This window comes from Aeromonas sp. AE23HZ002T15, from assembly GCF_054165525.2.
Genome location: NZ_CM201342.1, coordinates 566,170 through 582,070, shown reverse-complemented (window position 1 = coordinate 582,070; position 15,901 = coordinate 566,170). Strand labels below are relative to the sequence as shown.

Annotated in this window: 18 protein-coding genes; 15 read left to right on the top strand and 3 right to left on the bottom strand. The window is 62.5% G+C overall.

All coding sequences use genetic code 11. From position 1 onward, the window contains the following. Positions 1-18: 18 nt before the first annotated feature. Positions 19-891, bottom strand: coding sequence for a U32 family peptidase (locus ACT5M9_RS02545; RefSeq protein ID WP_457978206.1), 873 nt, complete (start codon positions 889-891; stop codon positions 19-21). Positions 892-970: 79 nt separating this feature from the next. Further along, entirely contained in the window at positions 971-1,966 is a 996-nt protein-coding gene (ubiU, locus tag ACT5M9_RS02540) for a ubiquinone anaerobic biosynthesis protein UbiU (RefSeq protein ID WP_457978208.1), read from the bottom strand. Positions 1,967-2,154: 188 nt separating this feature from the next. Between ubiU and ubiT the strand changes: the two genes are divergently transcribed. Then, positions 2,155-2,670: a ubiquinone anaerobic biosynthesis accessory factor UbiT gene (ubiT, locus tag ACT5M9_RS02535; RefSeq protein WP_457978210.1), complete on the top strand. Its 516-nt coding sequence runs from the start codon at positions 2,155-2,157 to the stop codon at positions 2,668-2,670. Here the strand turns inward: ubiT and ACT5M9_RS02530 are convergent. After that, a complete protein-coding gene (locus tag ACT5M9_RS02530) occupies positions 2,635-3,051 on the bottom strand; it encodes a hypothetical protein (protein WP_457978212.1) in 417 nt (138 codons plus the stop codon). The genes ubiT and ACT5M9_RS02530 overlap by 36 nt on opposite strands. 182 nt (positions 3,052-3,233) lie before the next feature. Between ACT5M9_RS02530 and trmJ the strand changes: the two genes are divergently transcribed. The 14 genes from trmJ (at position 3,234) to rodZ (ending at position 15,900) form a co-directional block, all read left to right on the top strand. Continuing rightward, positions 3,234-3,959, top strand: coding sequence for a tRNA (cytosine(32)/uridine(32)-2'-O)-methyltransferase TrmJ (gene trmJ / locus ACT5M9_RS02525; protein WP_457978214.1), 726 nt, complete (start codon positions 3,234-3,236; stop codon positions 3,957-3,959). A 93-nt stretch (positions 3,960-4,052) separates the two neighbouring features. After that, positions 4,053-4,556, top strand: a complete 504-nt coding sequence (gene iscR / locus ACT5M9_RS02520; protein WP_438548425.1) for a Fe-S cluster assembly transcriptional regulator IscR — start codon at positions 4,053-4,055, stop codon at positions 4,554-4,556. 56 nt (positions 4,557-4,612) lie between these two features. Then, positions 4,613-5,827, top strand: a complete 1,215-nt coding sequence (locus tag ACT5M9_RS02515) for an IscS subfamily cysteine desulfurase (RefSeq protein ID WP_457978216.1) — start codon at positions 4,613-4,615, stop codon at positions 5,825-5,827. 53 nt (positions 5,828-5,880) lie between these two features. Further along, positions 5,881-6,264: a Fe-S cluster assembly scaffold IscU gene (gene iscU, locus ACT5M9_RS02510; RefSeq protein WP_005299770.1), complete on the top strand. Its 384-nt coding sequence runs from the start codon at positions 5,881-5,883 to the stop codon at positions 6,262-6,264. A 15-nt stretch (positions 6,265-6,279) separates the two neighbouring features. Continuing rightward, on the top strand, positions 6,280-6,603 hold the full coding sequence (iscA, locus tag ACT5M9_RS02505) for an iron-sulfur cluster assembly protein IscA (protein ID WP_042076614.1): 324 nt from the start codon (positions 6,280-6,282) through the stop codon (positions 6,601-6,603). 86 nt (positions 6,604-6,689) lie between these two features. Then, positions 6,690-7,208, top strand: coding sequence for a co-chaperone HscB (gene hscB / locus ACT5M9_RS02500; protein ID WP_457978219.1), 519 nt, complete (start codon positions 6,690-6,692; stop codon positions 7,206-7,208). A gap of 28 nt (positions 7,209-7,236) precedes the next feature. Beyond that, positions 7,237-9,084 (top strand): Fe-S protein assembly chaperone HscA, encoded by a 1,848-nt coding sequence (gene hscA, locus ACT5M9_RS02495; protein ID WP_457978221.1) that lies wholly within the window; start codon positions 7,237-7,239, stop codon positions 9,082-9,084. A 1-nt stretch (position 9,085) separates the two neighbouring features. After that, a complete protein-coding gene (gene fdx, locus ACT5M9_RS02490) occupies positions 9,086-9,424 on the top strand; it encodes an ISC system 2Fe-2S type ferredoxin (RefSeq protein WP_349918088.1) in 339 nt (112 codons plus the stop codon). Positions 9,425-9,591: 167 nt separating this feature from the next. Then, complete coding sequence (gene pepB / locus ACT5M9_RS02485) at positions 9,592-10,896, top strand: aminopeptidase PepB (RefSeq protein ID WP_457978223.1); 1,305 nt, start codon at positions 9,592-9,594, stop codon at positions 10,894-10,896. Then, positions 10,893-12,176, top strand: a complete 1,284-nt coding sequence (gene pepB, locus ACT5M9_RS02480; RefSeq protein ID WP_457978225.1) for an aminopeptidase PepB — start codon at positions 10,893-10,895, stop codon at positions 12,174-12,176. The genes pepB (ACT5M9_RS02485) and pepB (ACT5M9_RS02480) overlap by 4 nt, the downstream gene beginning before the upstream one ends. Before the next feature lie 279 nt (positions 12,177-12,455). After that, positions 12,456-12,884, top strand: coding sequence for a nucleoside-diphosphate kinase (gene ndk / locus ACT5M9_RS02475; RefSeq protein ID WP_438548419.1), 429 nt, complete (start codon positions 12,456-12,458; stop codon positions 12,882-12,884). 169 nt (positions 12,885-13,053) lie between these two features. Then, positions 13,054-14,157 carry a dual-specificity RNA methyltransferase RlmN gene (gene rlmN, locus ACT5M9_RS02470; RefSeq protein WP_349918081.1) on the top strand — a complete coding sequence of 368 codons (1,104 nt, stop codon included), beginning with the start codon at positions 13,054-13,056 and terminating at the stop codon, positions 14,155-14,157. Positions 14,158-14,168: 11 nt separating this feature from the next. Continuing rightward, on the top strand, positions 14,169-14,960 hold the full coding sequence (gene tapF / locus ACT5M9_RS02465; protein ID WP_438548418.1) for a PilW family type IVa pilus biogenesis/stability lipoprotein TapF: 792 nt from the start codon (positions 14,169-14,171) through the stop codon (positions 14,958-14,960). Continuing rightward, entirely contained in the window at positions 14,950-15,900 is a 951-nt protein-coding gene (rodZ, locus tag ACT5M9_RS02460; protein WP_457978227.1) for a cytoskeleton protein RodZ, read from the top strand. Before tapF ends, rodZ begins: the two co-directional genes overlap by 11 nt. Position 15,901: the final 1 nt, after the last annotated feature.

The window sequence follows — 15,901 nt, the reverse complement described above, 5'->3', positions numbered from 1 at the left end:
TGCGCTTTGGCTGTGGGCTTATCCCACCAGGCTCATGCCGGGGATCTGGCGCCAGTAGCCGTTGCAGTCGTACTCCTGTTGCAGGGGCAGCGGTGCCTGGCCCTGCTGGTTGGCCTTGAAGCGGGCCAGCATCTCCAGGGTCTCCATCCCCTCGGGGGAGAGGCGCACCACGTCCACCAGACCCTCCATCCCCTTGAGCTCGTTGCCGAGGTTGTAGCAGTAGCCGGACTGGGTCTGGATGCCGTTGAGGTTGAACACCTTCTGCCCCTCCCGGCTGTGGGCGAGGCGGCCGGTGGGGTAGTGGATGCAAGCGAGCTCGCAGTTGTCCTTGGGCTTGTCGAGGGAGCGGGCGGTGAAGCAGCGGGCCGAGTAGGCGAGGGGCAGGTGGCCGTAGGCAAACACCTCCACCTCGAAGCGCTGGCGATCGGGACCCAGATCCTGCACCAGCTGCACCAGCCAGTCCCGGGAGAGTTCCACCGGCATCACCCAGCGCCGCATCCCGCTTTTCAGCAGCATGTGCAGCACGTCGGCGTTGTAGGCGTTGATGGCGGGGCCGCAGACAAACGGCAGCCCCGCCTCACGGGCGAGCTGGACTGTGCCGAGATCGTTGGCCTCGATGAGCAGTTCACCGTTGTCCACCAGGCGTTTGACCTCCTTGAGCTCCGACGGCGCCGAGATGAGCGCCAGGGTAGAGAGCACCGCCTGCTTGCCGGAGGCTGCCACCTGTCTAGCCAGGGCAATCCAGTCATCCACCTTCAGCTCGCGGCGCTTGCTGCACACCGTCTCCCCGAGATAGACGATGTCGGCCTGGCTTCGGGCGGCGGCTTCGTAGAAGGCCTGGGTGTCGGCCTTGGGCCAGTAGAAGAGAATGGGCCCGAGAGAAAATTGCATCAGTTGTGCTCCTTGCAGTCATGAGCGCGGTGCAAAGTGCGCCTGTCTTGCGTGAGAAAATGGAACATGGGAATTCCCCTTATTGCCACTGGCGATGATAGGCACCCAGGGTGGTCTGGCTCCCCTCGGAGACGCGGGCGAGCTGGGCATCCCACTCGGCCTTGACCTGATAAGCCTCCGGATTGGTCTGATAGGCGTCGATGGCGGCGCGCCAGACCCGGGTCACCTGCTCCACATAGGCGGGGCTGCGCTGGCGCCCCTCGATCTTGACCGACTGGATCCCGGTCTGGAACAACTCGGGCAAGAGGCCCAGGGTGTTGAGACTGGTGGGTTCCTCCAGGGCGTGATAGGTCTGGCCATCCACCTCGAAGCGTCCCTTGCACAGGGTCGGGTAGCCGGCGTTTTCGCCGGGGCCGTAGCGATCGATCAGAACCTCGTTCAGGCGGGACTCGAGGCCGCTTGGGGTCTCCTCCCAGCGCACGTACTTGGCCGGTGAGCAGGCCCCCACGGTATTGGGGCTCTCGCCCGTCATGTAGGAAGAAAGATAACAGCGCCCCTCCGCCATGATGCAGAGGCTGCCGAAGGCGAACACCTCGAGGCCGACGTCTGTCTCGCGGGCGAGCTGCTTGACCTGGTGCATGGAGAGCACCCGGGGCAGCACCACCCGGCCGACGTTGAAGTGATCCTGATAGAAGCGGATGGCGGCGGCATTGGTGGCGCTGGCCTGCACCGAGACGTGCAGCTCCATGTCCGGATACTGGCGGCTGGCGTAATCGAGCACGGCGAGATCGGCGATGATGAGGGCGTCAGCACCCAGCGCCGAGCCCCTGTCCACCGCCTGCTTCCATCTCGCATCGGATCCCGGGTGGGCGAAGGTGTTGATGGCGATGTGCAGCTTGCGGCCGTGCTGGTGCACGTAGTCCACCGCCTTTTCCAGCTTGCTGTCGGTGAAGTTGAGGCCGGCGAAGTGGCGGGCGTTGGTGTCGTCCTTGAAGCCGATATAGACGGCATCGGCGCCGTTATCCACGGCTGTCTTCAGTGCCGGCAGGCTGCCTGCCGGGCAGAGTAATTCCATCGGTACGCTCCGAGAGGGCAAAAAAGCAAAAGTGGGCCGATTGTATTCACCCATGGGTTCCCACTTTTTGACCTGAGGCAGCTTTAGGTGGCTTTACCCTTCTTGAGGTAAGTGGGCACAAGTTTGATTTTCAACAGGATCCTGCTGGTTGCCCTGTGCTTGAATGCGCAAAAAACTGGGAGTTTATCGTGTTTCAACAACTGCAACGTCGCCTGGTCGAACAGGCACCCCGTCTCTTGCGCCGCCCCCTCAAGCTGGTGCCCTTCGCTTTGCAACAGAACCTGATGGAGAGCCTGCTGGCCCAGGTGTTCAAGGAGGCCATCCAGGACGGCGACTTCGCGTTCCTGGCGGGCAAGTGGCTGAAAGTCGAGGTGACGGATCTCGAACTTTGCTGGTTCATCAGCGAGCGGGAGGGAAAGTTGGTGGTGGCGCGCGATTGCGAGCGTGCGGACGTCTGCTTCAGTGGTTGCAGCCAGGATCTCATCCTGATCGCCGGCCGCCGGGAGGATCCGGACTCCCTCTTCTTCCAGCGCAGGCTGAAGATAGAGGGCAACACCGAGCTCGGCCTCGAGGTGAAGAACCTGATGGACAGCCTGGATCTCGACGGCTTGCCCGCCCTGATGAAGTATCCGCTGATCGACATGGCGACCCTGATCGAACGTGCCCGCTCAGTGCAGGAGCCTGTGGCCGCACCGGCGACCTGAAGTGCGCCTCAGGTGAGGCGTCAGCCCCAGGGCGTGGTGGCGATGCAGGCGCCGGGCCCAGAGGCAGCGACAGCCCCAGAGGCAGGGGAGCAGGGCGAGCAGTGGTGTTGTGCCGGGCAGGCGCAGCAGCATCAAGCCCAGCGCCAGCCAGAGGAAGGGCTGGGTCTCGTAGAACCACTCGGGCTGAAACCAGCGCTTGGCGGGGAAGATGACGAGATCGGTGCGCCTGTAGTTGGAGCGCATCATCCAGATGAAGGCGCCCGCCATGAACAGCACGGCGGATGCCAGCCAGAGCAGCGGGTTCTGGGCGAGCAGCAGCAGTCCGGCGGAGGCCAGCAGGTAGAAGGCGGGCAGTGGCTCATAGAACCAGGACGGGAGCATGACGTTGACTCCGGATTATCCATCTCGACCCTTTAAGGTTAGCCAGCACCGCACCTTCTCTCATGCTCTCTGGTTATACGAGCGGCCATTTTTGTTCTGAAATCCGGGCTCAGAAGCGGTGCCAAAATAGCGATTGGTTATGTTACAATTGCGCGCCATTTTTGACTGAAGATTGACTGGGCATGTTGGATCAGATTCGTATCGTCTTGGTAAACACCTCTCACACCGGCAACATGGGCTCCGCGGCGCGGGCCATGAAGACCATGGGATTGACCCAGCTGGTACTGGTGGATCCCCAGGAGATGCCAGACGAGAACGCCGTCGCGCTGGCGGCTGGCGCCAGCGATATACTGGCCAATGCCCGCATAGTCCCGACTCTGGAAGATGCCATCGCCGATTGCGGCCTGGTCATCGGTACCAGCGCGCGCTCCCGCACCCTGAGCTGGCCCATGCTGGACTCCCGCGAGGCGGGGGAGAAGGCGGTGCAGGAGGGGGCGACCCACCCGGTTGCCCTGGTGTTTGGCCGTGAACGCACCGGCCTCACCAACGACGAGCTGCAGAAGTGCCATTACCACGTGGCCATTCCGGCCAACCCCGAGTACAGCTCCCTCAATCTGGCCATGGCGGTGCAGACCCTCTGCTACGAGGTGCGCATGCACTGGTTGCAGACGCAGGAGCCGGTGGTGGTGGACTCAGAGCTCGACTACCCCACGGCCGAGCAGCTGGAGGGGTTCTACCAGCACCTGGAGCAGACCCTGCAGAAGACCGGCTTCATCAGCGACGATCACCCCGGTCACGTGATGAGCAAGTTGCGCCGTCTGTTCAACCGGGCCAGACCGGAGGCGGTGGAGCTGAATATACTGCGCGGAATTCTCACCTCGGTGAACAAATCCCGGCCGCAAGGGTAATCCCGACTGATTTACTCAACCATATACTTGACTGAATTAGTCGGGTATGTGACCATGTGCCCATATTGATTTGTTCGCAAGACGGTAAGGCATATGAGACTGACCTCAAAAGGACGTTACGCAGTGACCGCCATGCTCGACGTGGCGTTGCATGCAGAGCAGGGGCCCGTACCCCTTGCCGATATTTCAGAGCGCCAGGGCATCTCCTTGTCCTATCTGGAACAGCTGTTTGCCCGCCTGCGCAAGCATGGCCTGGTGAGCAGCGTGCGCGGCCCGGGCGGTGGTTATCGTCTCGGTCTGGCGCCCGGCGACATCTCGGTGGGTCAGGTGATCACCGCGGTGGATGAGTCGGTGGATGCGACCAAGTGTCTGGGCAAGGGGGGCTGCCACGGTGGTACCCAGTGTCTGACCCACTCCCTGTGGCGCGACCTCAGCGAGCGTATCTCCAGTTTCCTCGGTGACATCACCCTGGCGGAGCTGGTTGGCCAGGCCGATGTGCGTCGCATCGCCGGCAAGCAAGATGAACAAATGAAGACCGTGTTGTCCCTGGTTGACCGGGCCGAACGCGGTGATGTGAGCTTAAAAGTCCAACTATAAACAAACGTGCTTTCCACGACGAGTCGCTGTGTGACCCCGTCGTAACGGAGAAAAACATGAAACTGCCTATTTACCTTGATTATTCGGCAACCTGTCCGGTGGACCCGCGTGTCGCAGAAAAAATGATGCAGTGCCTCACCATGGACGGCCTGTTCGGCAACCCCGCATCCCGTTCCCACCGTTTCGGCTGGCAGGCCGAAGAGGCAGTCGATCTGGCCCGTAATCAAGTGGCAGAGCTGATCGGTGCCGATCCGCGCGAGATCGTCTTCACCTCAGGCGCGACCGAATCCAACAACCTGGCCATCAAGGGCATCGCCCACTTCTATGCTGGCAAGGGCAAGCACATCATCACCTCCAAGACCGAGCACAAGGCGGTACTCGATACCTGTCGCCAGCTGGAGCGTGAAGGCTACGAGGTGACCTACCTCGAGCCGATGCCGAACGGCCTGTTCACCCTGGAGCAGATCGAAGGCGCCCTGCGCGATGACACCATCCTGGTGAGCATCATGCACGTCAACAACGAGATCGGCGTGGTGCAAGACATCGCCGCCATCGGCGAACTGTGCCGCTCCCGCAAGATCCTGCTGCACGTGGACGCTGTCCAGAGCGTGGGCAAGATCCCGGTTGACGTAGAAGCGCTCAAGGTTGACCTGCTCTCCATGTCCGCCCACAAGGTATACGGCCCGAAAGGGATCGGTGCCCTGTTTGTGCGCCGCAAGCCCCGCGTTCGTCTGGAAGCCCAGATGCACGGTGGCGGCCACGAGCGCGGCATGCGCTCCGGCACCCTGCCGACTCACCAGATCGTCGGCATGGGCGAAGCCTTCCGCATCGCCAAGGAAGAGATGGCGAGCGAGAGCCAGCACATCATGGCCCTACGCCAGCGTCTGTGGAACGGCATCAAGAATATCGAAGAAGTCTATATCAACGGTGATCTGGACCAGCGCGTCCCGGGCAACCTGAACGTCAGCTTCGCCTATGTGGAAGGGGAATCCCTCATCATGGCACTGAAGGATCTGGCGGTCTCTTCCGGTTCTGCCTGTACCTCTGCCAGCCTGGAGCCTTCCTATGTGCTGCGCGCCCTTGGCCTGAACGACGAGCTGGCACACAGCTCCATCCGCTTCAGCATCGGCCGCTTCACCACGGAAGAAGAGATCGACTACGCAGTCAAGCTCATCTGTGACTCCATCGGCCGTCTGCGCGAGATGTCCCCCCTGTGGGAGATGTTCAAGGACGGTGTGGATCTGAACACGGTCGAATGGGCTCATCACTGATCCCTTGCCAGCGGCAAGGGTTGAGTGAACAACGGAATTAGCAGGAGTTAGATATGGCTTACAGTGAAAAAGTAATCGACCACTACGAGAATCCCCGCAACGTGGGTGGTTTTGACAAGAACGATCCCAGCATCGCGACCGGCATGGTCGGCGCCCCGGCCTGTGGCGACGTGATGAAACTGCAACTGAAGATCAGCGACGATGGCATCATCGAAGACGCCAAGTTCAAGACCTACGGCTGTGGTTCCGCCATCGCCTCCAGCTCCCTGGTGACCGAATGGGTCAAGGGCAAGACCCTGGACGAAGCGGCTGGCATCAAGAACACCGACATCGCCGAAGAGCTGGCTCTGCCGCCGGTGAAGATCCACTGCTCCATCCTGGCGGAGGATGCCATCAAGGCCGCCATCGCCGATTACAAGCAGAAGAAAGGTCTTTAAGGTTCGGAGAGCAGTATGGCCATAACCATGACAGATGCCGCAGCGGCACGGGTTTCCTCTTTCATGACCAACCGGGGCAAGGGCATCGGCCTGCGCCTCGGCGTCAAGACTACCGGCTGTTCGGGTCTTGCCTATGTGCTCGAGTTCGTGGATGAGCTGGCCGCCGAAGATCAGGTCTTCGAGCAGAAGGGTGTCAAGATCATCGTCGATGCCAAGAGCCTGATCCATCTGGATGGCACCGAGCTGGACTTCGTCAAGGAGGGCCTCAACGAGGGCTTCCAGTTCAACAACCCCAACGCCAAGGGCGAGTGTGGTTGCGGCGAGAGTTTCAGCGTCTAAACGATGAAGCCGGCAGCCTGCTGCCGGCTTTGCCGTTCAAGGTTGATGGTGAGCAAGGCGCAAGCCTTCGAGTCTAAGGACACAGAATGAATCATTTCGAGCTGTTCGGGCTGGCAGAGGGCTTCGAGCTCGATCCCCGCCAACTGGCCGACACCTACCGCCAGTTGCAGACCCAGTTCCACCCCGATCGTTTCGCCACCGCCCCCGAGCGGGAGCAGCTGGCCGCCGTGCAGCGTGCCGCCCAGATCAACGATGCCTTCACCACCCTCAAGGCCCCGGTGCGCCGCGCCGAATACCTGCTCTCCCTGCGCGGGACCGACATCCGTGGCGAGCAGCAGACCCTGCAAGATCCCGCCTTCCTGATGCAGCAGCTGGAGTGGCGCGAGCGTCTGGCCGATCTCAAGGGGGATGCGGATCCTGAGGGGGCCATCGAAGATTTTCGCCGCGAAATCAGGCATGATCACCAGTCGCTGATGCAGCGGCTGACCGACTGTCTCACTAGGGGTGAGGATCAGATCGCCGCCGACTGCGTGCGCAAACTCAAATTTGTCGACAAGCTCCTCGAGGAGCTGGAACGGTTCGAAGACTCGCTGTTCGAGTCTTGATCCCCTAACTCTGGAATTGTGATTACCCATGGCATTACTGCAAATCGCCGAGCCCGGCCAGAGCGCCGCCCCTCATCAGCATAAACGTGCCGTTGGCATCGATCTCGGCACCACCAACTCCCTGGTCGCCGCCGTGCGCAGCGGCCAGGCGGACACCCTCTGCGACGAGCAGGGGCGTGCCTTGCTGCCCTCTGTGGTGCACTACCAGGACGCGGCCATCCGGGTCGGCTTCGACGCCAAACGCGAAGCGGCGCAGGATCCCCACAACACCATAGTCTCCGTCAAGCGGATGATGGGCAAGGCGCTGGCGGACATCGACACTCGCCAGCAGCCCTATGAATTCGTGGCCGCCGACAATGGCATGCCCCAGTTGCAGACCCGTCAGGGGCTGGTCAACCCGGTGCAGGTCTCGGCCGAGATCCTCAAAGCCCTGGCCGCCCGCGGCGCCGCCGCCCTCGGCGGGGAGCTCGACGGCGTGGTCATCACGGTGCCCGCCTACTTCGACGACGCCCAGCGCCAGGGTACCAAGGATGCGGCCCGTCTGGCCGGTCTGCACGTGCTGCGACTGCTGAACGAACCCACCGCGGCCGCCATCGCCTATGGCCTCGACTCCGGTCAGGAAGGGGTGATCGCCGTCTACGATCTCGGCGGCGGCACCTTCGACATCTCCATCCTGCGCCTGCATCGCGGCGTGTTCGAGGTGATGGCTACCGGCGGCGACTCGGCGCTCGGCGGTGATGACTTCGATCACCTGCTGGCGGACTGGATCAAAGAACAGGCCGGCCTGAGCGGCCAGCTGGACGCCCGCACCCAGCGCGAGTTGCTGGATGTGGCCGCCAGCGTCAAGCACGGCCTGACCGACGCAGACAGCGTCCCCTGCACCTTCGCCGGTTGGCAGGGAACCGTGTCCCGTGCCCAGTTCGATGCCCTCATCTTGCCGCTGGTCAAGCGTACCCTGCTGGCCTGCCGCCGCGCCCTGCGTGATGCGGGGTTGGAGCAGGTGGACGTGCTGGAGGTGGTGATGGTCGGTGGCTCCACCCGGGTGCCGCTGGTGCGCGAGCAGGTGGGGGAGTTCTTCCAGCGCACGCCGCTCACCAGCATTGATCCGGACAAGGTGGTGGCCATCGGCGCCGCCATCCAGGCGGACATCCTGGTGGGCAACAAGCCGGACGCCGAGATGCTGCTGCTGGACGTGATCCCGCTCTCTCTGGGGCTCGAGACCATGGGCGGCCTCGCCGAGAAGGTGATCCCGCGCAACACTACCATACCGGTGGCCCGCGCCCAGGAGTTCACCACCTTCAAGGACGGTCAAACCGCCATGGCCATTCACGTGGTGCAGGGTGAGCGCGAGCTGGTGGCGGATTGCCGCTCCCTCGCCCGCTTCACCCTGACCGGCATTCCGCCCATGGCGGCGGGGGCCGCCCACATCCGGGTCACCTTCCAGGTGGATGCGGACGGGCTGCTCTCGGTCAGTGCCATGGAGAAATCTTCCGGTGTGCAGGCCGAGATCCAGATAAAACCTTCTTACGGCCTGGCGGAAGAGGACATTCTCAGCATGCTGAGCGCCTCCATCGCCAATGCCCAGCAAGACATGGATGCCCGCATGCTGGCGGAGCAGCAGGTGGAAGCGGATCGGGTGGTGGAAAGCCTCAATGCGGCCCTGGCCGCCGATGGCGAGGCCCTGCTCAATGTCGCCGAGCGCGCTGAGATCGATACTGCTATCGAGCATCTGCTGGCCATGCGTGCCACAGGCACAACCAACCAAATCAAAGATGCCATCGAGGCGGCGGATGCCGCCAGTGGCGAGTTTGCGGCCCGTCGCATGGATGCCTCCATTCGCAAGGTGCTGACCGGCCAAAACGTCAACAAGGTGTAATATGCCAAAAGTGATCATTCTGCCTCACCCCGAACTCTGCCCGGAGGGCGCCGCCCTCGAAGGGCAAGTCGGTGAGACCATCCTCGACATCGCGCTGCGCAACGGCATCGAGGTCGAGCACGCCTGCGAGAAGTCCTGCGCCTGCACCACCTGTCACTGCATAGTGCGTGAAGGCTTCGACTCCCTCGAGCCGAGCGACGAACTGGAAGATGACATGCTGGACAAGGCATGGGGACTGGAGCCGGAATCCCGCTTGAGTTGCCAGGCCCGTCTGGCGGACGAGGATCTGGTGGTGGAGCTACCCAAGTACACCCTCAACCTCGCCTCTGAGCGCCATTGATGCGCCGTTAATTACACATGAGTGAATTGCGCGTGCAGCATCTGGCGGTGCAATGGTGATATGGTGAAGGCCGACCCTCTCGGGGGACGGCCTTTTTTGTTGCCTGCGTTCCCCTTGTTGAATGACCCGTATCGAATAAACAGTGCCGAGAAAAGGAAGCAAGATAAATGGCAGAGAAGATGAAAGTCGTGTTGTCCACCGAGGCCGCCGCCGCCCATTGGGGCGAGGGGGCTCAGCTCAGTTTCAGCGGCGATGAGGCCCTGATCCACCTGGGCAGCCAGACCCAGGAGCGAGAGGTGCTGCGCATCATCCAGCGCGCCGCCCGTCGTCTGGAGTCGAGCGGTATCAAGCGAGTCGAGCTGGCCGCCGGGGGCTGGGATCTGGAGCGTCGCTACGCCTTCGCCCAGGGCTTCTATGCCGCCAAGGGCTTGCGTGAGTTGCACTTCGGTGAACAAGGCGGTGACGAGGCTCGCGAGCTGGATGCCCTCGTCAAGGCGACCCGCTGGGTGCGCGAAGTCACCAACGGCTGCCCCGAGGAGATCTACCCCATGAGCCTGGCGGAATCCGCCCTGCTGCTCATTCGTGGCCTGGGGGGTGATCAGGTGACCGCCCGCATTACCGCCGGCGAGGCCCTGCGCGAGGCCGGCCACATCGGCATCTGGTCCGTGGGCCGGGGGAGCGAGCGGGAGCCCGTGCTGCTGGAGCTCGACTACAACCCGACCGGGGATAGCAAGGCGCCCGTGGTGGCGGCTCTGGTGGGCAAGGGGATCACCTTCGATTCCGGCGGCTACTCCATGAAGTCCTCCGACAACATGCTGCCGATGAAGTCCGACATGGGGGGGGCCGCCATGGTGACCGGTGCCCTGGCGCTCGCCATCAGCCGCGGGTTGAACAAGCGGGTCAAGCTCATCCTCTGCTGCGCCGAGAACCTGGTCTCCGGCCATGCCTTCAAGCTTGGCGACATCCTCACCTACAAGAACGGCATCTCGGTGGAGATCCAGAACACGGACGCGGAAGGTCGCCTGGTACTGGCGGACGGTCTGCTGGCCGCGAGCGACAGTGGCGCCGCCCATATTCTGGATGCCGCGACCCTGACCGGCGCCGCCAAGACGGCCCTCGGTCGCGACTACAACGCCGTGTTTGCCCTGGATGAGGCGGAGCAGGTGCGTGCCCTGGCCGCCGCCCGTGCAGAAAACGAGAAGGCCTGGGCCCTGCCGCTCGAGCCCTGGCATGCGGGCCAGCTCACCTCGGCCTTCGCCGATCTGGGCAACGTCGCCTCAGCCGAGGGAACCGCCGGCGCCACCACGGCCGCCGCCTTCCTGTCCCGCTTCGTGCGCGGCGAGGGGCAGGGCTGGGTGCACCTGGATCTGGCCGCTTCCTATCAGAAGTCCGGCAACGACCTCTGGGCCACCGGCGCCAAGGGCCATGGCCTGCGAACCATCGCCCGCTGGTTGCAGGAGGTGACTGAATGAATATCTGGCTGAGCCGTGAATTTGCCGCCCCCGAGTGGGGGGAGGGCGCCCTGCTGTCTCACCGTGCCGACGGCGCCGTGATCCATCTGGTGACCGCCAGCCCCTTGCTGGACATCCAGCAGGCGGCCCGTCGCCTCTGCAGTCAGGGGATCCAGAAGGTGGCCCTGTGCGGCCACTGGGATCGCGAGCAGCAGTGGGCCTTCGCCCAGGGCCTGCAGACCCCCAAGGCGGAGGTGGAGCTGCAGTGGGCCACCTCGTCCGAGGAGGACAGGGAAGAGCTGGAGGCGCGCTGGCTGTGCGGGCGCTGGGTGCGGGAGATGACCAACGCCACCCCGGAACAGCTGGGGCCACTGGATCTGGCGGTGGAGGCGGCCGCCTTCATCACCGAGCTGGCGCCGGATCGCGTCAGTCACCGCATCCTCAAGGGGGAGGCGCTGCAACAGGCGGGCTGGGTAGGCCTCTATCAGGTCGGCCGCGGCAGCGATCGTGAACCCGTGCTGCTGGAGCTGGACTTCAACCCGAGCCGGGATCCCAAGGCACCGGTGGCCGCCGCCCTGGTGGGCAAGGGCATCACCTTCGACTCCGGCGGCTACTCCATGAAGACCTCCCAAGGCATGCTGACCATGAAGCATGACATGGGGGGCGCCGCCATCGTCACCGGCGCCCTGGCGCTCTCCATCCTGCGGGGGCTGGACAAGCGGGTGAAGCTCATCCTCTGCTGCGCCGAGAACCTGGTCTCCGGCCACGCCTACAAGCTGGGTGACATCCTCACCTACAAGAACGGCACCACGGTAGAGATCGTCAACACCGACGCCGAGGGGCGTCTGGTGCTGGCGGACGGCCTGCAGCTCGCCGGCGAGTCCGGCGCCCCCCTCATCATCGATGCCGCGACTCTCACTGGGGCGGCCGTGATGGCCCTGGGGGGGCGCTACAACGCCCTGTTCGGTCTGGACAAGGGGTTGGTGAGCCGGGCGATGGTCTATTCGGATGCGGAGCAGGAGCCCGCCTGGCCCCTGCCGCTCGAGCCCTGGCACCGCCAGCAATGCCCGTCCCACTACGCCGACACGGCCAACAGCCGGCCGGTGCCGGGGGGCGGTCCGGGCGGGGCCTCCAACGCGGCGGGTTTCCTCTCCCGCTTCGTGCCGGGCGAGGGGCAGGGCTGGCTGCACGTCGATCTCGCCGCCTGTTTCAGCGACAACGGCGACAGCCTCTGGGCACCCGGGGCAAATACCCTGGGCATGCGTACCATAGCGCATACCCTGCTGGCAGAGACGCGCTAGGCGGCATGGCGTATCGCAAGGGCACCGGGAGGTGCCCTTTTCCGTGGTGCCGGAAAAATAGGCGATAGCATCAGTTTTAACCGGTTAAGGGAGCTATCGTGCGCAAGCGCACGTTTTTTCCTGCCGCCTTGGGACAAGATGAGCCACCATGTTGTTTCAAGGGTGAATTTGTTTAATAAAAAGTTGCTTTTTTGTGTGTCGTTTCGGTTTTTGTTTACGTATAATCGCCGCCGAACATGGATTCCTACAATAAAACTCTGTAGTTAAGGAAAGAACTCAATGGCTATCGAACGTACCTTCTCTATCGTCAAGCCGGATGCGGTCAGCAAGAATCTGATCGGTGCCATCTACGGCCGCTTCGAGAGCGCCGGCCTGAAAATCGTCGCCGCCAAGATGCTGCACATGACCAGCGAACAGGCCGCCGGTTTCTACGCCGAACATCAGGGCAAGCCTTTCTATGATGGTCTGGTCGCCTTCATGACCTCCGGCCCCGTCATGGTCCAGGTGCTGGAAGGGGAAGACGCCATTCGCCGTCATCGCGAGATCATGGGCGCCACTAACCCGAAAGAGGCCCTGGCCGGTACCCTGCGTGCCTGCTACGCCGAGAGCATCGATCGTAACGCCGTACACGGCTCCGACGCCCCGGCCTCTGCCGCCCGCGAAATCGCCTACTTCTTCTCCGAAGGGGAAATCTGCCCCCGCGGCTGATTTTCACCCGAGATGATCAAGGGAGCCTCGGCTCCCTTTTGTTTTTTGGTCATTTGCGCCATATCCACTTATTCTCCAGGTGGAAAGCCAGACCCATTATTTGTACAATGCCGCCCCCTGACTTCATCGTCAGCCAATAATTTATGAAGTGTGTGAGCTGAGGCCCTTGATGAGCGCAACAAAAACCAACCTGCTGGATCTCGATCGGGATGCCATGCGTGCCTTCTTCGTCGAACTGGGCGAGAAGCCGTTCCGGGCAGATCAGATAATGAAGTGGATCTATCACTTTGGTTGTGATGATTTCGATCAGATGAGCAACGTCAACAAGGCGCTGCGTGAGCGTCTCAAGACCATCGCCGAGATCCGCGCCCCCGAGGTGAGCCGCGAGCAGCGCTCCACCGATGGCACCATCAAGTGGGCCATGCAGGTGGGGGATCAGGAGGTGGAGACCGTCTACATTCCCGAGGCGGAGCGTGCCACCCTCTGTGTCTCCTCCCAGGTGGGCTGCGCCCTGGCCTGTACCTTCTGCTCCACCGCCCAGCAAGGTTTCAACCGCAACCTGAAAGTCTCCGAGATCATCGGCCAGGTCTGGCGCGCCGCCAAGATAGTCGGCGGCAAGCGTCCCATCACCAACGTGGTGATGATGGGCATGGGTGAGCCGCTGCTCAACCTGGCCAACGTGGTGCCGGCCATGAAGCTGATGATGGATGACTTCGGTTTCAGCATCTCCAAGCGTCGCGTGACCCTCTCTACCTCAGGGGTGGTCCCCGCCCTGGACATGCTGGGTGACCAGATCGACGTGGCCCTGGCCATCTCCCTGCACGCACCGAACGACAAGCTTCGCTCCGAGATCATGCCGATCAACGACAAGTACAACATCGAGGACTTCCTCGCCGGGGTGCGCCGCTATCTGGCGAAGTCCAACGCCAATGGTGGCCGGGTGACCGTGGAATATGTGCTGCTCGATCATATCAATGACGACATGCAGCATGCCCACGAGCTGGCCAAGGTGCTCAAGGATACCCCCTGCAAGATCAACCTGATCCCCTTCAACCCCTTCCCGGGCAACCCCTTCGGCAAACCGAGCAACAGTCGCATCGATCGTTTCTCCAAGGTGCTGATGGAATATGACCTGACCGTCATAGTACGCAAGACCCGCGGGGATGACATCGATGCGGCCTGCGGCCAGCTGGTGGGGGAGGTGATCGACCGCACCAAGCGCACCATGAAAAATCGGATGCAACAGGATGGGATTTCCGTCAAAATGGTTTAACCGCTAAGCCATTGTATCGTCAGGAAATGGATATCCGTACATTGATCATAGTGGCAGCGCTCTGCGCGCTGCCCGGCTGTGTTACCGAAACCACTTACGCCGGTCAGAACTCGACTCAGCGGGAGGTGGGACCCGATCTCAAGGCGGCTGCCCAGACTCGCCTCGATCTGGGTATCCAATATCTTCGCCAGGGCAATGCCGAACAGGCAAAATTCAACCTCGATCGCGCCCTGCAATACGATCCAAGCAATCCTCAGGTCTATATCGGCTTCGCCTACTTCTACCAGCAGGTGGAGGATTTCAAGGCGGCCGAAGAGAACTACAAGAAAGCCCTCTCCATGGATCCGACCAATGCTGACGCGATGAACAACTACGGCGCCTTCCTGTGCAACCGTGGTCGCTTCGACGAGGCGGACAAGGCCTTCATGCAGGCGGTCAGCCAGCCCGATTACGTCAAGATCGCCGATACCTACGAGAATGCGGCGCTCTGTTCACTGCAAAATCACAGAAATGATAAGGCCGGCGAGTACTATCGTCTGGCCTTGGGGTATAATCCCCGCAATCCAAGGTTATTGCTGGACATGGCCGAGCTTTCCATGAAAGATGGCAAGCTGCCTGATGTGCAGTCTTACCTCGTGCGCTATGCCGATGTGGCAGAAGAGAACGAGGAGAGCCTCTGGCTCCGGCTGCGGCTGGCCCAGGCCATGGACAAACCGGCATTACTTCACCAATTCGGGACTGAGCTGGTAAGGCAATATCCCACTTCGCAACAAGCCAAGCGTTACTTAGCCAATGACTACTGAACAGCCACACGATTCTCAAGACGACTCCCAGGCAGTGGGCCCAGGCCAGCTGCTGCGCAATGCCCGTGAACAGCTCGGCTGGACGCGAGAGCAGGTTGCGTCCCGCATTCACCTTCGTCTGACTCTGATCGCCGCCATCGAGGCGGATACCTATGACAAGCACACCTCCCACACCTTCATTCGCGGCTACCTGCGCGCCTATGCCAAGCTGGTGGGGATCCCGGAGGAGACCATACTCACGGCTTACGAGCGCCTGGGTCTGACACCGCCGGACAACATCGACATGCAGAGCTTCTCCCGCCGCTCTCGCCAGCAGGCCAACGACAGTCGGCTCAAGGTGGTGACTTGGCTGGTGATCCTGGTATTGATCGCCCTCTCCATCGCCTGGTGGTGGCAGAGCACGGCGCGCCGCTCCGCCGGGGAAGAGGCCCTGGCCGCGGCCGAGATCGGCACGACCAGCGAGCAGACCGAGAACGTCACGGCTCCCGCCGTGGAGGTCGCTACCCCAGTGCTGCCCGCCGCCTCCGATGCGGTGAGCACGGAGCAAGTCGTCGCTGCCGTGAGCGGTGCCGTCACCACGGCGCCCGTGCTGGATGCGGCCAACGCCGCCTCGAGTGCCAGCGCGGCCCTGGGCACAGATGTGTCCGCCGCCGCGACCACGGCGCCGGCCGAAGAGACCTCGACCGATCCCGCCAGCGCGCCCCAGCTCAAGATGAGCTTCACCGCCGACTGCTGGCTGGATGTCAAGGATGCCAACGGCAAGACCCTGTTCAGTGGTCTGAAGAAGGCGAACGACGAATTGGTGCTGGAAGGACCCGAGCCACTCAAATTCATCATTGGCGCGCCCATGGCGGTCAATCTCGAATACAAGGGCAAGTCCTTCGACATGAGCCGTTACAACAACGGCCGGACTGCTCGCTTCTCACTGCCGCAGGAGTAAT